This is a genomic window from Streptomyces sp. RLA123, from assembly GCF_056270165.1.
This window is the reverse complement of record NZ_JBWDOR010000003.1, coordinates 3,584,145-3,599,632: the sequence shown is the minus strand read 5'-3', so window position 1 is coordinate 3,599,632 and position 15,488 is coordinate 3,584,145. Positions and strand designations below refer to the sequence as shown.

The 15,488-nt window shown below is 72.7% G+C and carries 13 protein-coding genes; 11 read left to right on the top strand and 2 right to left on the bottom strand.

Annotated elements, in window-relative coordinates:
* Positions 1-35: 35 nt before the first annotated feature.
* Positions 36-1,910: a LamG-like jellyroll fold domain-containing protein gene (locus tag RV983_RS16315; protein WP_475986508.1), complete on the bottom strand. Its 1,875-nt coding sequence runs from the start codon at positions 1,908-1,910 to the stop codon at positions 36-38.
* Positions 1,911-2,416: 506 nt separating this feature from the next.
* Between RV983_RS16315 and RV983_RS16310 the strand changes: the two genes are divergently transcribed.
* The 5 genes from RV983_RS16310 to RV983_RS16290 all read left to right on the top strand — a co-directional run bounded on the left by RV983_RS16310 (position 2,417) and on the right by RV983_RS16290 (position 9,137).
* Positions 2,417-6,334, top strand: a complete 3,918-nt coding sequence (locus RV983_RS16310; RefSeq protein ID WP_475986507.1) for a Pls/PosA family non-ribosomal peptide synthetase — start codon at positions 2,417-2,419, stop codon at positions 6,332-6,334.
* The gene (locus RV983_RS16305) at positions 6,331-7,695 is read left to right on the top strand and encodes a M1 family metallopeptidase (protein WP_475986506.1); all 1,365 of its coding nucleotides are present in this window, start codon (positions 6,331-6,333) and stop codon (positions 7,693-7,695) included. The genes RV983_RS16310 and RV983_RS16305 overlap by 4 nt, the downstream gene beginning before the upstream one ends.
* On the top strand, positions 7,692-7,976 hold the full coding sequence (locus RV983_RS16300) for a glutaredoxin domain-containing protein (RefSeq protein WP_475986505.1): 285 nt from the start codon (positions 7,692-7,694) through the stop codon (positions 7,974-7,976). The genes RV983_RS16305 and RV983_RS16300 overlap by 4 nt, the downstream gene beginning before the upstream one ends.
* Before the next feature lie 211 nt (positions 7,977-8,187).
* The gene (locus RV983_RS16295) at positions 8,188-8,346 is read left to right on the top strand and encodes a hypothetical protein (RefSeq protein WP_475986504.1); all 159 of its coding nucleotides are present in this window, start codon (positions 8,188-8,190) and stop codon (positions 8,344-8,346) included.
* A 230-nt stretch (positions 8,347-8,576) separates the two neighbouring features.
* Entirely contained in the window at positions 8,577-9,137 is a 561-nt protein-coding gene (locus tag RV983_RS16290; RefSeq protein ID WP_475986503.1) for a hypothetical protein, read from the top strand.
* 74 nt (positions 9,138-9,211) lie between these two features.
* Here RV983_RS16290 and RV983_RS16285 read toward each other — a convergent pair whose 3' ends face one another.
* Positions 9,212-9,793 carry a hypothetical protein gene (locus RV983_RS16285; protein ID WP_475986502.1) on the bottom strand — a complete coding sequence of 194 codons (582 nt, stop codon included), beginning with the start codon at positions 9,791-9,793 and terminating at the stop codon, positions 9,212-9,214.
* Positions 9,794-9,899: 106 nt separating this feature from the next.
* Here RV983_RS16285 and hemL point away from each other — a divergent pair, with 106 nt between their 5' ends.
* From hemL to RV983_RS16255, 6 genes are all read left to right on the top strand, one after another.
* On the top strand, positions 9,900-11,213 hold the full coding sequence (hemL, locus tag RV983_RS16280; RefSeq protein ID WP_475986501.1) for a glutamate-1-semialdehyde 2,1-aminomutase: 1,314 nt from the start codon (positions 9,900-9,902) through the stop codon (positions 11,211-11,213).
* A complete protein-coding gene (locus RV983_RS16275) occupies positions 11,210-11,884 on the top strand; it encodes a histidine phosphatase family protein (protein ID WP_475986500.1) in 675 nt (224 codons plus the stop codon). Before hemL ends, RV983_RS16275 begins: the two co-directional genes overlap by 4 nt.
* A gap of 198 nt (positions 11,885-12,082) precedes the next feature.
* A complete protein-coding gene (locus tag RV983_RS16270; protein WP_475986499.1) occupies positions 12,083-13,426 on the top strand; it encodes a polysaccharide deacetylase family protein in 1,344 nt (447 codons plus the stop codon).
* A gap of 27 nt (positions 13,427-13,453) precedes the next feature.
* Positions 13,454-14,026 (top strand): type 1 glutamine amidotransferase domain-containing protein, encoded by a 573-nt coding sequence (locus tag RV983_RS16265; RefSeq protein ID WP_475986498.1) that lies wholly within the window; start codon positions 13,454-13,456, stop codon positions 14,024-14,026.
* Positions 14,027-14,113: 87 nt separating this feature from the next.
* On the top strand, positions 14,114-14,725 hold the full coding sequence (locus RV983_RS16260; RefSeq protein WP_475986497.1) for a TlpA family protein disulfide reductase: 612 nt from the start codon (positions 14,114-14,116) through the stop codon (positions 14,723-14,725).
* A gap of 1 nt (position 14,726) precedes the next feature.
* Positions 14,727-15,488: a cytochrome c biogenesis CcdA family protein gene (locus RV983_RS16255; RefSeq protein ID WP_475986496.1), complete on the top strand. Its 762-nt coding sequence runs from the start codon at positions 14,727-14,729 to the stop codon at positions 15,486-15,488.

Below are 15,488 nucleotides of genomic sequence, written 5' to 3'. Positions count from 1 at the left end.
CCGGGGGCAGGGGCGGGCGCAGGGGCGGCCGAGGACTAGCGCGCGTTCATGAACTCGTCAGGTTCCAGGGCGCGTTCGTTGATGCGGACGTCGCCGATCCAGCCGTGCAGGAGCTGGTCGAGCTTGCCCCCGTACTCGTAGCCGCCGAGCATCCAGGGCAGGCCCAGGGCGCTGAGGCCGGAGTTGCGGGTGGAGGGGTTGCGGGCGACGGGGCAGCCGTCGACGTACATGGTGGTGTGGCGGCCGTCATTGACGACGGCGACGTGCCACCAGGTGTCCAGCGGCAGCTCGTGGCCCCAGTTGGTGACCGAGCCGTCCGTGTTCAGCGGGTAGACGCACCACTGGAGCTCGCGCCCGCCGGAGAGGCTGAGGGTCACGACCGGCTCGTCGGGATCGCCGGAGGTCTTGCTGGCCTCTCGGCTCAGACCCCAGCGGCTGAGCAGGGCGGCCCAGCCATTGCGGCCCTCGTCCCAGTCGGCGGGGAGCTTGAAGAACGCCTCGAAGGTGTAGCCGGACCGGAAGGTCGCCGCGTTGAGCGGGGCGTGGTCGCCGGTGGTGAGGTGGGCGCCGCGCAGCGGGCTCTTGTCGCCGCCGAAGTACAGGCTGGCGTGGCCGGGCTGGTCGGGGTGGTGCTCGGCGGACCAGGTGAGGGCGGTCGCGGGGTCGGAACCGGGGGCGACGGCCTTGGTGAGGTCGTTGCCGCGGCCGGTCAGGTCGCGGACCCGGTCGGTGTCGTGGGAGGCGTCGAAGCGCCAGTAGGCGACCGTGCCGGGGATCAGCATCCGGGCGGCCGGGCGCGACGGGCGCGCCGGGACCGGGGCGAAGCCCGCGAATCGCCCGGCGAAGTCGATGTCCACGGCGAAGCGGTCCTGCGGGCCGGTCAGCTCGACCTCCTCGCGCTCCAGCGCGTTCAGGTCCTCGCCGGCGCGGCCGAGGATCCAGGGGGAGACGGTCTCGACGTCGATGGTGTTGCGCGCCAGGTCGAAGCGGTAGAGCCGGATCATCGCGGCGCCGCCGTAGTAGCGGTTCTGGTAGTTCGTGATGTGCAGGTGCGTGGCGTTGCCCGCCGCGTTGGTGCGGGTGGTGCGGGCGGGCGGCCAGAAGTGCCCGTTCAGGGTGAGGAAGATCTGGTCCGTGCCGTCGATCAGCTCGTCCCACAGCTCCTGGCCGTGGTCGGAGAGCTGGGCCTCGTCACCGTAGGCGTTCGCGTACACGATCTCGTGGGTGGTGAGGATCACCGGTGTGCCGGGGTGCCGCGCGATGGCGTCCTTCGCCCAGGCGATGCCGGCCGGCGAGGGCCGCCAGTCCAGGGAGAGCACCATCCACTCACGGCCGGCCGCGCGGAACAGGTGGTAGTGGTTGTAGCCGTCCGGGCTGGAGCCGCCGAAGGCGGGCGCGTGGCGGTAGCGGTCCGGACCGAAGACGTCCAGGTAGGCGGAGTCGCCCCGCTGGTCGTCGGTGGAGGAGTTGATGTCGTGGTTGCCCGCGACCACGCTGTACGGCACACCCTTGCGGTCCAGGATGCGGAACGCGTCGTCGACGGCGGCGAATTCACCGGCCTGGCCGTTCTGCGTGACATCACCCAGATGCGCCATGAAGACGATGTTCTCGTCCTTGCCGTGGTCGAGTAGGTACCGGAACGACGCCTCGACGGGGGCCGGGTGGATGCTCGCGCCGTCGAAGAGGTACTGCGTGTCCGGCATCACGACCAGCGTGAAGCGCGCGTCGTCGGTGTCGGGGCGCCAGGAGCCGCCGAGTGCCGTGCCGACCGGCGCCGTGCTGGCCGACGCCGTCGGTGCGGCCGCGGCCAGGCCCGCGACGGCGGCGCCCGCCAGCCCCGCGCCGACCAGCACGGAGCGGCGGCTCGCGCCGAGCTGGGGTCCATCCGGTCTGTGGTGTGTGTCGCACATGGTGATCCCGCTCTCGGCCGATAGGGCAGCGTCGCCCGGACGCTACGGGCGGATCACGGGGCCCGGCCCAACCGCCGGAGAAGGAGGGGTGAACGGTGTCGGGACCGTCGTGTCATCTGCCGCAAGGGTGTTGACCGCGTCCCGCCGATTCGCGGCCGGTTGTGAGACCAGCCACTTGGCGCTCGTTTCGGCAGGCCGTGCGGATTAACGGCGGGTAAACTCGCTGTTCGCTATTTGTGACGCCAGGTGAAGGGGCCCGTCGCCGTCCGGATCGGACGGACGCGGAACGGGGATGCGCCGGGCGTGCGCCAGTCGCGGGAAGAAGCCCGCGAGCCGGGACAGTGTGGTCCCCGGCCGGCCGGTCGAGGCTTACCGGCACCGCAGTGGTCCTGAGCTTTTGGAGGGTTTGACATGCGTCGGTCTACGGCCATGAGTGACCGGAACACGTCCGGGGCGTCCTTCGACGCGCCACCTGCGTCCGGGTCGCCCGAGCCGGGGAGCCCCGCGTGACGCTCGTCGACTCGCCGCTCCCCCTCCTCGATGCCTCCCTCGCCGGTGTCAGCACCGCCCCCGACGAACCCGTCCCGGCGCTCTTCCGCGCCGGTGACGCCGCCGCGGAGCGCACCCTGCTCGACATCCTGGCCGCCACGGCCCGCGCGCACCCCGCCGCGGCCGCCGTCGACGACGGCACCACCGCGCTGAGCTACCGCGCTCTGGCCGCCGAGACCGAGCGGCTGCGCCGCCGCCTGGCCGACGCCGGGATCGGCGCGGGCGACCGGGTGGGCGTGCGCGTTCCCTCGGGCACCGTCGACCTGTACGTGTCGATCCTCGCCGTCCTGGCCGCGGGCGCCGCCTACGTTCCGGTCGACGCCGAGGACCCCGACGAGCGCGCCGAGCTGGTCTTCTCCGAGGCCGGCGTCTGCGCCGTCATCGGCGAGCACCGCGCGATCACCCCGCACGCCGCGCCCCGCGGCGAGCCGGGCCGCCGCCCCGGCCCCGGCGACGACGCCTGGATCATCTTCACCTCCGGCTCCACCGGCAAGCCCAAGGGCGTCGCCGTCACCCACCGCTCCGCCGCCGCCTTCGTCGACGCCGAGGCCCGGCTCTTCCTCACCGAGGAGCCGCTGGGGCCCGGCGACCGGGTACTGGCCGGCCTGTCGGTGGCCTTCGACGCCTCCTGCGAGGAGATGTGGCTGGCGTGGCGGCACGGCGCCTGCCTGGTGCCCGCGCCGCGCTCCCTGGTCCGCACCGGGCTGGACCTCGGCCCCTGGCTGGTCGAGCAGGGCATCACCGTGGTCTCCACCGTGCCGACACTGGCCGCCCTGTGGCCCATCGAGGCGCTGGACGACGTACGCCTGCTGATCTTCGGCGGCGAGGCCTGCCCGCCCGAGCTCGCCGAGCGCATGGCCGTCGAGGGCCGCGAGGTGTGGAACACCTACGGTCCGACCGAGGCCACCGTCGTCGCCTGCGCCGCCCAGCTCACCGGCGAGGGCCCGGTCCGCATCGGGCTCCCCCTGGACGGCTGGGAACTGGCCGTGGTGGACACGGCCGGCGTGCCGCTGCCCATGGGCGCCACCGGCGAGCTGGTCATCGGCGGCGTGGGCCTGGCCCGCTACCTGGACGCGGCCAAGGACGCGGAGAAGTACGCCCCGCTGCCCTCGCTCGGCTGGGAGCGCGCCTACCGCAGCGGCGACCTGGTCCGCGCGGAGCCCGAGGGCCTGCTCTTCATGGGCCGCGCCGACGAGCAGATCAAGCTCGGCGGCCGCCGCATCGAGCTCGGCGAGATCGACGCCGCGCTCCAGGCGCTGCCCGAGGTCGCGGGCGCCGCGGCCGCCGTCCGCACCACCAGGGCCGGCAACCAGATCCTCGTCGGCTACGTCGCCGGCACCGACGCCTTCGACCAGACCGACGCGCTCGCCCGGCTGCGCGAGGCGCTGCCCGCCGCCCTCGTGCCGCTGATCGCCGTCGTCGACACGCTGCCGACCCGGACCTCCGGCAAGGTCGACCGCGACGCGCTGCCCTGGCCGCTGCCCGCGCTCGACGCCGCCGGGGCGCTGCCCGGCGACCTCACGGAGACCGAGACCTGGCTCGCCGAACAGTGGGGCGAGATCCTCGGCGCACCCGCCACCGGCGCCGACGCCGACTTCTTCGCGCTCGGCGGTGGCAGCCTCACCGCCGCCCGGCTGGTCTCGCAGTTGCGTACCTGCTTCCCCAGCGCCTCGGTCAGCGACATCTACCAGCACCCCACGCTCGCCGGCCTCGCCGCGCGGCTGGAGGAGGCCGACCTCCGCCGCACCGCCGTCCGCACCATCACGCCGGTGCCCCGGCGCGCGGCCGCCGTGCAGCTCGCGCTGATGCTGCCGCTGCTCACCGTGGCCGGACTGCGCTGGGGCGTGGTCGCCGCGGCCGTCGGCAACGTGCTGACGCTGCTCGGCGCCCCCACCGGCGTGCAGCCCGTGTCCTGGTGGTGGATCGCCGTCGGCTGGGCGCTGCTCATCAGCCCGGCAGGCCGCCTGGCGATCTCCGCGGGTGGCACCCGGCTGCTGCTGCGCGAAGTGCGCCCGGGGACGTACCCCCGTGGCGGAGGCGTGCACCTGCGGCTGTGGACCGCGGAACGCCTTGCCCACTTCAGTGGCGCGACCCAGCTGACCGGCGCCTGGCTGACCCACTACGCGCGGGCCCTGGGCGCCCGCATCGGCGACGGCGCCGACCTGCACTCCCTGCCGCCGCTGACCGGCATGCTCAAACTCGGCCGGGGCAGCGCCGTCGAACCCGAGGTGGATCTCGCCGGCCACTGGCTCGACGGCGACCTGCTGCACATCGGCAAGATCCGGATCGGCGCCGGGGCCACCGTGGGCTCGCGCTCCACGCTCTTCCCCGGGGCCCGTGTCGGCAAGCGCGCCGAGATCGCGCCGGGCTCCGGAGTGAAGGGCGCCGTCCCCGCCGGGCAGCGCTGGGCGGGCGTGCCCGCGGCCCGTACCGGCAAGGCGTCCCACCGCTGGCCCGACACCCGGCCGCCGCGCAAGCGCCGCTGGGCGCTCGCCTACGAGATGGCGTCCTTCGCGCTCGGCCTGCTGCCCACGGTGGCCGCGGTCCCCGCCGTGCTGGTCCTCGCCGCCTTCCTGCGCGGTGCCGGGCACGCCTCCCTGGGCGCCGCGCTGGCCGCCGTCCCGCTCGCCACGCTCGCCTGGCTGCTGACGTACGCACTGCTGGTGCTGGCCGGCGTGCGGCTGCTCGGCCGCGGGCTGAGCGAGGGGCACCACCCCGTGCACGGCCGCGTCGCCTGGCAGGCATGGGCGACCGAACGCCTCATGGACATGGCCCGCGGGCACCTGTTCCCGTTCTACGCGAGCCTGTTCACGCCCGTCTGGCTGCGGGCGCTGGGCATGAAGATCGGCCGCCGCGTCGAGGCCTCGACCGTGCTCGCGCTGCCCTCGATGACCACCGTCGGCGACGGCGCGTTCCTGGCCGACGACACCATGGTCGGCTCCTACGAGCTGGGCGGCGGCTGGATGCGGCTCGCCGGCGCCCGGATCGGCAAGCGGGCCTTCCTCGGCAACTCCGGCATGACCGCCCCCGGTCGTTCGGTGCCCAAGAACGGCCTGGTCGGCGTGCTCTCGTCGACCCCCAAGGGCGCCAAGGCGGGCAGCTCCTACCTCGGCATGCCGCCGATGAAGCTGCCGCGCACCCCCGAGGCCGCCGACCAGAGCCGCACCTTCGCGCCGCCCCGGCACCTGGTGCTGGCCCGCGGGGCCGTCGAGCTGTGCCGCGTCGTCCCGCTGATGTGCGCGGCCGCGCTGGCCGTGCTGCTGCTGGCCGGGTACGCGGTGCTGGCGAGCCGGTTCGGCGTCGCGGTGGCGCTGCTCGCCGGAGGGCTGCTGCTCGCCGCTGCCGGCGTGCTGGCCTGCACGGTGGCCATCGAGGCGAAGTGGCTGCTGGTCGGGCGGTTCCGGGTGGTCGAGCGGCCGCTGTGGAGCTCCTTCGTCTGGCGCAACGAGCTGGCCGACACCTTCGTCGAGGTGCTGGCTGTGCCGTGGGCGGTCGGCGCGCTCGGCGGCACCCCGCTGATGAGTCTGTGGCTGAGGACCATGGGGGCCAGGATCGGCCGGGGCGTATGGTGCGAGACGTACTGGCTGCCGGAAGCCGACCTGGTCAGGGTCGGGGACGGTGCCACCGTCAACCGCGGCTGCGTCGTACAGACGCACCTGTTCCACGATCGGATCATGCGCATGGACGAGGTCGTCCTCGAGTCGGGCGCCACGCTCGGCCCGCACGGCATCGTGCTGCCCGGGGCGACCGTCGGCGCGCGCACCACGATCGGCCCGGCCTCGCTGGTCATGCGCGGGGAGAGCGTTCCCGAGGACACCCGGTGGCTGGGCAACCCGATTTCCGCCTGGCACACAGAGGGGGCCCGCAGAGGGTGAGCAACGGCAAGCGCGTGCGTGGCGGGGAGGACGTCCCCGCCACGCCGGGGGCGGACGTGTCCGCCGACTCCTACTTCCCCGAGCACGGCAACGGCGGGTACCAGGTCGCCCACTACGACCTGGAACTCGACTACCGCCCGGCGGCCAACCGGCTGTCGGGCCGCGCGCGTATCTCGGCGGTCGCCACCCGCGCGCTGTCCGGGCTGAGCCTCGACCTCGGCCCGTTCCGGCTGGACCGGGTGCTCGTCGACGGCCGGCCGTGCCGGTACAGCCACCGCGCGGGCAAGCTGCGGATCAAGCCGCTGAAGACGCTGCCCGCCGGCCCGTTCGAGATCGAGGTCCGCTACGTCGGCAACCCCCGGCCGGTGCGCACCCGCGACTGGGGCGACCTCGGGTGGGAGCAGCTGGAGGACGGCGCCCTCGTCGCCAGCCAGCCGATCGGCGCGCCCTCCTGGTTCCCCTGCAACGACCACCTCGGCGACAAGGCCAGCTACCGGATCACCGTGGCCGCGCCGTCGGCGTACGCGGTCGTGGCCAACGGCAGCCTGGAGTCGTACCGGGTCGGCGCCTCGAGCACGACCTGGGTGTACGAGCTGGCCGAGCCGATGCCGACGTACCTCGCGACCGTCCAGATCGGCGCGTACGAGCTGATCGACCACATCGGCGGCGACATACCCCAGCCCGCCGCCGTCCCCGCCGCGCTCGTGGCGGACTTCGGCCATGACTTCGGCCGGCAGCCGGAGATGATGAAGGCCTTCGCGGGGCTCTTCGGGCCGTATCCGTTCGCCGAGTACGCGGTCGTGGTGGTCGACGAGGAACTCGACGTCCCCGTCGAGGCCCAGGCGCTGTCCATCTTCGGCCGCAACCACGTCGACGGTCGGCGCGGTTCCGAGCGCATGGTCGCCCACGAGCTCGCCCACCAGTGGTTCGGCAACAGCGTCAGCATCGCCGACTGGCGGCACATCTGGCTCAACGAGGGCTTCGCCGCCTATGCCGAATGGCTCTGGTCGGAGGTCTCCGGCGGCATGCCCGCCGCCCGCCACGCCGCTCGCGCGCACGCCCGGCTCTCCTCCCTGGCGCAGGATCTGCGGCTCTCCGACCCCGGCGTACGGCGCATGTTCGACGACCGGGTCTACAAGCGCGGGGCGCTCACCCTGCACGCGCTGCGCACCACCATGGGCGACGCCGCCTTCTTCGCGCTGGTACAGGCCTGGACCAGGACGTACCGTCATGGCAGCGTGACCACCGACCAGTTCATCGCACTGGCCCACCGGCACAGCGACCAGCCCCTGGACGCTCTGGTGTTCCAACCGTGGCTGCACGGGACGCGGCTGCCACGCCTGCCGAGCGGGGAAGCATGACCGGAGCGGAAGAGCGCGACAACGGCGTCGTCGTTTACTGGCGGCCCGGCTGCCCCTACTGCATGAGGCTGCGGCTCTACCTGTTCGTGACGCGGCTGCGCCACACCAAGGTCGACATCTGGCGGGACCCGGACGGCGCGGCCTTCGTCCGTTCCGTCGCCGACGGCAACGAGACCGTGCCCACGGTGACCGTCGCCGGCCGGCCCATGGTCAACCCCTCCCGGCGCCAACTGCGCGAAGCCGTACGGACGCACGCCGCGCACCTGCAGTGGAACGGCTGACCTGGCGGCTGCGCCCGCGGGCCTGGCGGGACGCCGACCCGGAGGCCATGCGTCCGGTCGCGGACGGCTCGACCCGCACGCGCGCTGAGACCGCCCCTCGGCCGGGCCGCTTCCGGCGGGAGGGACGCGCCCGATTCGGCCCGGGCCACGCGACCGAAGCCGCCTGCCCGTCACGGAGTTCGGCTTCACCGATGCCGGGCTGGGCCGCTTCGTGAGCGTCCACCCCGTCGAGAACCACCTCTTCGCCCGTGTGATGGCCAAGCTCGGTATGACGTACGACCGCACATCGACCGTGCCGGGCACCGCGCAGCCGGTGCGGGTCACCGCGATCACGCGGGAGCGGTACGCGGCGGCGTCGCACCGGGGGTGACGACCTGTGCCCGTCAGGCCCCCGTCGTGGGGGGACGGGGGCGGGGCGGCTGCGCATCGGCCGGGAAACTGCCATAGGGTTCGGCGCGGACTGGCTCACTCAGTCAGTTGCCGTACAGCGCAGGTCAGTTCGGGTCAGTCCAGGTCAACTCGGATCAGATCGAATCAGATCAGGTCAGGTCAGGTCACAGTCAGGCAGTCGTCCGACGGGCACGTGCAGGGGAGCACAGCGTGAGTCTCATCAAGAAGGCATTTGAAGTCATCGAGAAGGGCTTTGATGCGGGCGGTGACGCCATCCACGACTTCACCGTCAACCGCCGCACGGCCGAGCTCTTCCTGAAGCTGGGCGTCGCGGTCTACGCCGAGCAGCGCCTCGGCGGCTCGCACGAGCCGGTGGAGAGGATGTTCGAGGCCATCGAGGGCCACGTCGCCGAGAACGGCGAGGTGGAGCTCGACCACCTCAAGGAGGCCCACGAGGTCCTGGGCGAGGCGTTCGTGGCCAAGCACACCGCGGAGATCGACGCGGAGGAGGCCGCCGAGGCCAAGGCCGTCGAGGAGGCCGCGGCCGCTGCCGCGGCCGCCGCTGCGGCTGCCGCAGCCGTGGCGGCCCCCGTGGCTCCTGTGGCCGCTCCCGTGGCCGCGCCCGCGGTTCCGGCCGTGGCTCCCGCCCCGGTCGCCGCGCCCGTGGCCCCGGCCGTGGCTCCCGCCCCGGTCGCCGCGCCCGTGGCCCCGGCCGTGGCTCCCGTCGAGGCTCCCGCCCCGGCTCCGGTGGAGTCCACCCCCGCCAACTGACCCACGCGCGAAGGCCCGGCGTACGTCGTATCGACGTGCCGGGCCTTTCGCGTGTGCGGGCCTACGGGCTGGGTTCAGGGCCAGACGAGGCAGTACAGCTGGTGTCCGCTCTCGTGGCAGCGCTGGGCGAAGTCCTGCCACTCGTGGAGCATCTTGTAGATCATGAAGGCGTCCCGCGGACCGCGCCGGTCGGGGACGGTGGACCAGATGAACGCGGCGGCGCCGAGCGCTTCCTCGTCGGCCTTGCGGAGCGGCTCGACGACGGAGATGGGCAGTTTGACGACGGCGTAGTCGGGGTGCAGAACGACCAGTTCCAGCGGCGGGACCTTGGCCGGGGGTATGCCCTCGATGCCGGTGAGCACCATGGCGGCCATGGTCTCCGGCTTGACCTTGGTGTACATGCCCTGGCCCAGTTCGTCGCCGCCAAGCTCCTCCGGGCGCATGGAGATGGGGACCCGCGCGGCGGTTGCACCGTCGGGTGCGCCGAAGTACTTGTAGGTCACCCCCACTCGGCCACCCCTGCTCCCGCGTTTCTGAACGGCTTTGTCGCGCTCTGTTGACGGCCGGCGTCGCCGGCCGGTGGTACGGGCGTGCTCGGGATCGGGGTCGTCGCCCTCGCCGTCCAGATCGCCACCGCGTTCGCCACCGCGCTGCATTCCACTACCCGACCATCCGCAGACCCAACCGCGCAACCCGATCATCGTCTCAGATGCACGGTCGATACCTCGTCGCGCAACGCCCGGCATTTGAGAACATGTGCTTGTGAGCTATCCGTACGCCTACGACGCGCCAGTTTCTCAGACCTTGTTCGATCGAGCAGCCGCCGTGACCCCAGGTGGGGTGAACAGCCCCGTTCGCGCCTTTCGCGCCGTGGGCGGTACGCCCCGTTTCATGGTGTCCGGCACCGGTCCCTATCTTAAGGACGCGGACGGCCGCGAATATGTGGATCTCGTCTGCTCGTGGGGACCGATGATTCTCGGCCACGCGCACCCCGAGGTGATCGCCGCCGTACAGGCCGCCGTCGCCCGCGGTACTTCCTTCGGCACCCCCGGTGAGGGCGAGGTGGAACTCGCCGAGGAGATCGTGGCGCGAGTCACTCCGGTCGAGCAGGTACGGCTGGTGTCGTCCGGCACCGAGGCCACCATGTCGGCGATCCGGCTGGCGCGCGGATTCACCGGCCGGGCCAAGGTGATCAAGTTCGCGGGGTGTTACCACGGTCATGTGGACGCGCTGCTGGTCGCGGCGGGTTCCGGCGTTGCCACTTTCGGGTTGCCGGACACCCCCGGGGTGACGGGCGCACAGGCCGGTGACACGGTGGTGCTGCCCTACAACGACCTCGACCGGGTGCGGGCCGCCTTCGCCGCGCACCCCGGTGAGATCGCCTGTGTGATCACGGAGGCCTCGCCCGGCAACATGGGCGTCGTGCCCCCGGCCGAGGGCTTCAACCAGGGTCTCGCGGACCTGTGCCGCGAGAACGGGGCGCTCTACATCTCCGACGAGGTCATGACCGGCTTCCGGGTCTCCAAGGCGGGCTGGTTCGGCATCGACGGCGTCCGCCCCGACCTGATGACCTTCGGCAAGGTCATGGGCGGCGGCTTCCCCGCCGCGGCCTTCGGCGGCCGTGCCGACGTCATGGCGTACCTGGCCCCGGCCGGCCCGGTCTACCAGGCGGGCACGCTCTCCGGGAACCCGGTGGCCACCGCCGCGGGCCTGGCGCAGCTGCGGCTGCTGGACGACGCCGCGTACGCGACCGTGGACCGGGTCGCCGCCGAGGTGTCCGGCCTGGTGAGCGAGGCGCTCGCCAAGGAGGGCGTGGCGCACAGCCTGCAGACCGCGGGGAACATGTTCTCCGTGTTCTTCACGGAGGGTCGCGTGACCGACTACGACGAGGCGAAGCGGCAGGAGTCGCACCGCTTCACCGCCTTCTTCCACTCGATGCTGGCGCAGGGCGTCTACCTGCCGCCCTCGGCCTTCGAGTCCTGGTTCGTGTCGGCGGCGCACGACGCCGCCGCGATCGACCGGATCGCCGCCGCCCTGCCGGCCGCCGCCCGCGCCGCCGCGGAGGCCGCCGCATGAGCGAGATCACGGTCGTCCACCTGATGCGGCACGGCGAGGTGGAGAACCCCAGCGGTGTCCTCTACGGGCGCCTGCCCGGCTACCACCTGTCCGACCTCGGCCGGAAGATGGCCGACCGGGTCGCGGAGCACCTGTCGGGGCGCGACATCACCTACGTGGTGGCCTCCCCGCTGGAGCGCGCCCAGGAGACGGCGGCGCCCATCGCCTCCGTGCTCGGCCTGGACGTCGCGCGCGACGAGCGCCTCATCGAGGCGGACAACGCCTTCCAGGGCAAGACCTTCGGCGTCGGCGACGGTGCCCTGCGGCGCCCGTCGAACTGGAAGCTCCTGGTCAACCCGTTCCGGCCGAGCTGGGGCGAGCCGTACGTCGACCAGGTCGTGCGGATGACCAGCGCGCTGGAGGCGGCCCGCGACGCGGCGCGCGGCCACGAGGCGGTCTGCGTCAGCCACCAGCTGCCGATCTGGACCGTGCGCAGTTTCGTGGAGCGGCGCCGGCTGTGGCACGACCCGCGCAAGCGGCAGTGCACCCTGGCCAGTCTGACCACGTTCACGTACGAGGACGACAAGATCGTCTCCGTGGGGTACAGCGAGCCCGCCCGCGATCTCGTCCCGGCCCATCTGCTGGCCGGCGCGAAGCCGGTCAAGGGCGGCAGCAAGGGTTTCGGGGCATAGCCCCGGCGGCGGCCGGTGCCTGCACGGGCACCGGCCGTACGCCCCCACCATGTTCGCGTCCGGACCACGACCGGCGTGCCGCCACCGTGGCCGAATCACTCCGCTTTCCCGGTGAATCCGTCGTGCGGCGGAAGAGCCCGTCCCTCCGCCATGGCATCCAGTGCGATGAGGCCGTCGCGCGCACGGGATTGGGGCGGAATGCGGGAGATCAGCCGACGTGGAGTGCTGGGTCTGGCCGCCGGTGCCGCCGCCGCGGGCCTGGCGGGATGTGGCAGGGATCACAGGGAGAGCCCTCGCGTGCCGGGCGGGGGTCCAAGGCCGACCGGCACGGCGTACACCGCCCGCCCGATCGGGGACGGTTCCACTTCCGACACCGGCCCGCAGCCGCACCAGCCGGTCCCGGAGCGGCTGGAGCCGGGGCAGCGCCCCCCGCAGTTCGTGGTGTTCTCCTGGGACGGCGCCGGCGAACTCGACGACGGGCTCTTCTCGCGCTTCCGCAGGGTGGCCGACGAACTCGGCGCGAAGATGACCTTCTTCCTTTCGGGGATCTACCTGCTGCCGGAGTCCAGGAAGCACCTGTACCGGCCCCCGAACAACCCCGTCGGCGCCTCCGCCATCGGCTACCTCTCCGACGCGCATGTGCGCGCCACCCTGGAACAGGTGCGGCTGGCCTGGCTGGAGGGCCATGAGATCGGCACGCACTTCAACGGCCACTTCTGCGCCGGCTCCGGCTCGGTGGGCCGCTGGACCCCGGCGGACTGGCGCAGCGAGATCGAGCAGGCGGTCTCCTTCGTGGAGACCTGGCGCACCAACACCGGCTTCGACGACCTGCCCGCCCTGCCCTTCGACTACCGCAGGGAGCTGACCGGCGGCCGCACCCCCTGCCTGCTCGGCCGGGACGGACTGCTGCCCACCGCCGCGCGGCTCGGCTGGCGGTACGACGCGAGCGCCCCGGGGGGCCTGCAGATGTGGCCGGGCAGGCTGCTCGGGATGTGGAACCTGCCGTTGCAGTCGGTGCCCTTCCCCGGGCACTCCTTCGAGGTCCTGTCGATGGACTACAACATGCTCGCCAACCAGTCGGCGAACTCCACCCGCGGCAATCCCGCCAACTACCCGGAGTGGGAACGGCAGGCGCGGGACGCCTACCTCTCCGGCTTCCTGCGGGCGTACGAGACCAACCGCGCACCGCTGTTCATCGGCAACCACTTCGAGCGGTGGAACGGCGGCATCTACATGGACGCCGTGGAGGACGCGCTGCGGCGGATCGCCGGCCATGACGAGGTGCGCCTGGTGTCCTTCCGGCAGTTCGTGGACTGGCTGGACGTCCAGGACCCGGCGGTACTGGCGAAGCTGCGCACGCTCGGGCCGGGCCGGCCGCCGCCCGGCGGATGGCGGCGGTTCCTGGCGCAGGAACGTATCCCCAGCAGGGACGGGGCGTCCGTTTCGCCCGATCCGCTCGGGGAAGGCGATCTGCGGGACGAGGCGCCCCCGCCCGCGAGGACCGCCCCGATCCGTCCTGAACCGTCGGTGGACGGTTCCTGACCCACGACCAGGCATGAAGGGGACCCCATGACCGCACCGCTGCAGGGCAGGAAGATCGCTTTCCTCGTCGCTCCCGAGGGCGTCGAGCAGATCGAACTGACCAGCCCGTGGCGGGCCGTGCGGGAGGCCGGCGGCATCCCGCGGCTGGTCTCCCGCGAGCACGGCACCGTCCAGGCCTTCGACCACCTGGACAAGGCCGGCACCTTCCCCGTGGACGACACCCTCGAGGAGGTGGCCTCGGTGGACTTCGACGGCCTCGTGCTCCCCGGCGGGGTCGCCAACCCCGACCTGCTGCGCCTGGACCCCGCCGCCGTCCGCTTCGCCAAGGACTTCTTCGACGAGGGCCGCCCGGTCGCCGCGATCTGCCACGCGCCGTGGCTGCTGATCGAGGCCGGCGCGCTGCGCGGACGCACCCTCACCTCCTGGCCCAGCCTGTGCACCGACATCACCAACGCGGGCGGCACCTGGCTCGACCAGGAGGTCGTGGTCGACCCCACCGGCCCGAACGTCCTGGTGACCAGTCGCAGGCCCGACGACCTCAAGGCCTTCGAGGAGGCGTTCACCGCGGTGTTCGCCGGACGCGTCCCGGACCGCGATTAGGCGCCGTTTATACGGGGCATTCACCGCTTTCGGTAAAGGTGTCGGGGGTGCGCAAGATCGCTCGGGACCACATGCGAAACTTTTCACATGAGTCCTACGCGCGCTTCCCGGCGCCGCTCGCTCCGCGGCGCCGCGGCACTGGCCGGCGCCGCCGTGTTCGCGCTGGCCGCCACGGCCTGCTCGGCCTCCGCGTCCGGCGGCAGCGGCAACGGCAGCAACTACGTCGGCGGCACCGGTGAGATCTCCACGATCGAGCAGGGCCACCGCACGGCCGCCCCCGAGCTGAGCGGCAAGACCGTCGACGGCGCGCAGCTCAGCCTCGCCGACTACAAGGGCAAAGTCGTCGTCGTCAACGTCTGGGGTTCGTGGTGCCCGCCCTGCCGGGCGGAGGCGCCGCATCTGGCCGAGGTCGCGAAGCAGACGAAGTCCCAGGGCGTGGAGTTCGTCGGCATCAACACCCGGGACCTGCAGACCGCGCAGGCCAAGGCCTTCGAGAAGGAGTTCGGCATCCCCTTCCCGAGCCTGTACGACCCGGCCGGCGACCTCCTGCTGCGGTTCCCCAAGGGCAGCCTCAACCCGCAGGCCATCCCCTCCACCCTGATCCTGGACCGGCAGGGGAAGATCGCGGTGCGCGCCCTGAAGGAGCTGAGCGCCGGCGAACTGCACAAGGCGCTCGACCCGGTGGTCGCGGAGAAGTGACGTGAGCGCACTCGCCGCAGGCGACGTCAACCAGACCGTGCTCAACGGCGCTCTGCTGGCCGCTGTGCCGGTCGCCCTGCTCGGCGGCCTGGTCTCCTTCTTCTCCCCCTGCGTGCTGCCGCTCGTCCCCGGCTACCTGTCGTACGTGACCGGCGTCACCGGGTCCGACCTCGCCGAGGCGCGGCGCGGGCGGATGCTCGCCGGGGCCTCGCTGTTCGTCATCGGCTTCACCGCCGTCTTCGTCTCCGGCGGCGCGCTGTTCGGCAACTTCGGATGGACGCTGCAGGAGCACAAGGCGGTCATCAGCAAGGTGCTCGGCGCGCTCACCATCGTCCTCGGACTGGCCTTCATGGGCCTGGTCGGCGGCGTCACCCAGCGCGAGTTCCGCTTCCACCGCAGGCCCACCATGGGGCTGGCCGGCGCGCCGCTGCTCGGTGTGCTCTTCGGCATCGGCTGGACGCCCTGCATCGGCCCGACGCTCGCCGCCGTCAACGCGCTCGCCTTCAACGAGGCCAGCGCCGGCCGCGGCGCCCTGCTCACCGCCGTCTACTGCGTCGGGCTGGGGCTGCCGTTCATAGTGGCGGCCGTCGCCTTCCGCCGCGCCCTCGGTGCCTTCGGCTGGGTCAAGCGCCACTATGTGTGGGTCATGCGGGCCGGCGGCGCGATGCTCGTCGCCGTCGGCGTCCTGCTCGTCACCGGCGTGTGGGACCACATCGTCTACCAGATGCAGATCTGGTCGTCCGGCTTCACCCCAGGGATCTGA

Bases quoted from the DNA above. Each gene is read 5' to 3' on its own strand.
- RV983_RS16315 (WP_475986508.1), bottom strand. From the start codon at position 1,910: ATGTGCGACACACACCACAGACCGGATGGACCCCAGCTCGGCGCGAGC.
- RV983_RS16300 (WP_475986505.1), top strand. From the start codon at position 7,692: ATGACCGGAGCGGAAGAGCGCGACAACGGCGTCGTCGTTTACTGGCGG.
- RV983_RS16285 (WP_475986502.1), bottom strand. From the start codon at position 9,793: ATGCAGCGCGGTGGCGAACGCGGTGGCGATCTGGACGGCGAGGGCGAC.
- RV983_RS16275 (WP_475986500.1), top strand. From the start codon at position 11,210: ATGAGCGAGATCACGGTCGTCCACCTGATGCGGCACGGCGAGGTGGAG.
- RV983_RS16270 (WP_475986499.1), top strand. From the start codon at position 12,083: ATGCGGGAGATCAGCCGACGTGGAGTGCTGGGTCTGGCCGCCGGTGCC.
- RV983_RS16265 (WP_475986498.1), top strand. From the start codon at position 13,454: ATGACCGCACCGCTGCAGGGCAGGAAGATCGCTTTCCTCGTCGCTCCC.
- RV983_RS16260 (WP_475986497.1), top strand. From the start codon at position 14,114: ATGAGTCCTACGCGCGCTTCCCGGCGCCGCTCGCTCCGCGGCGCCGCG.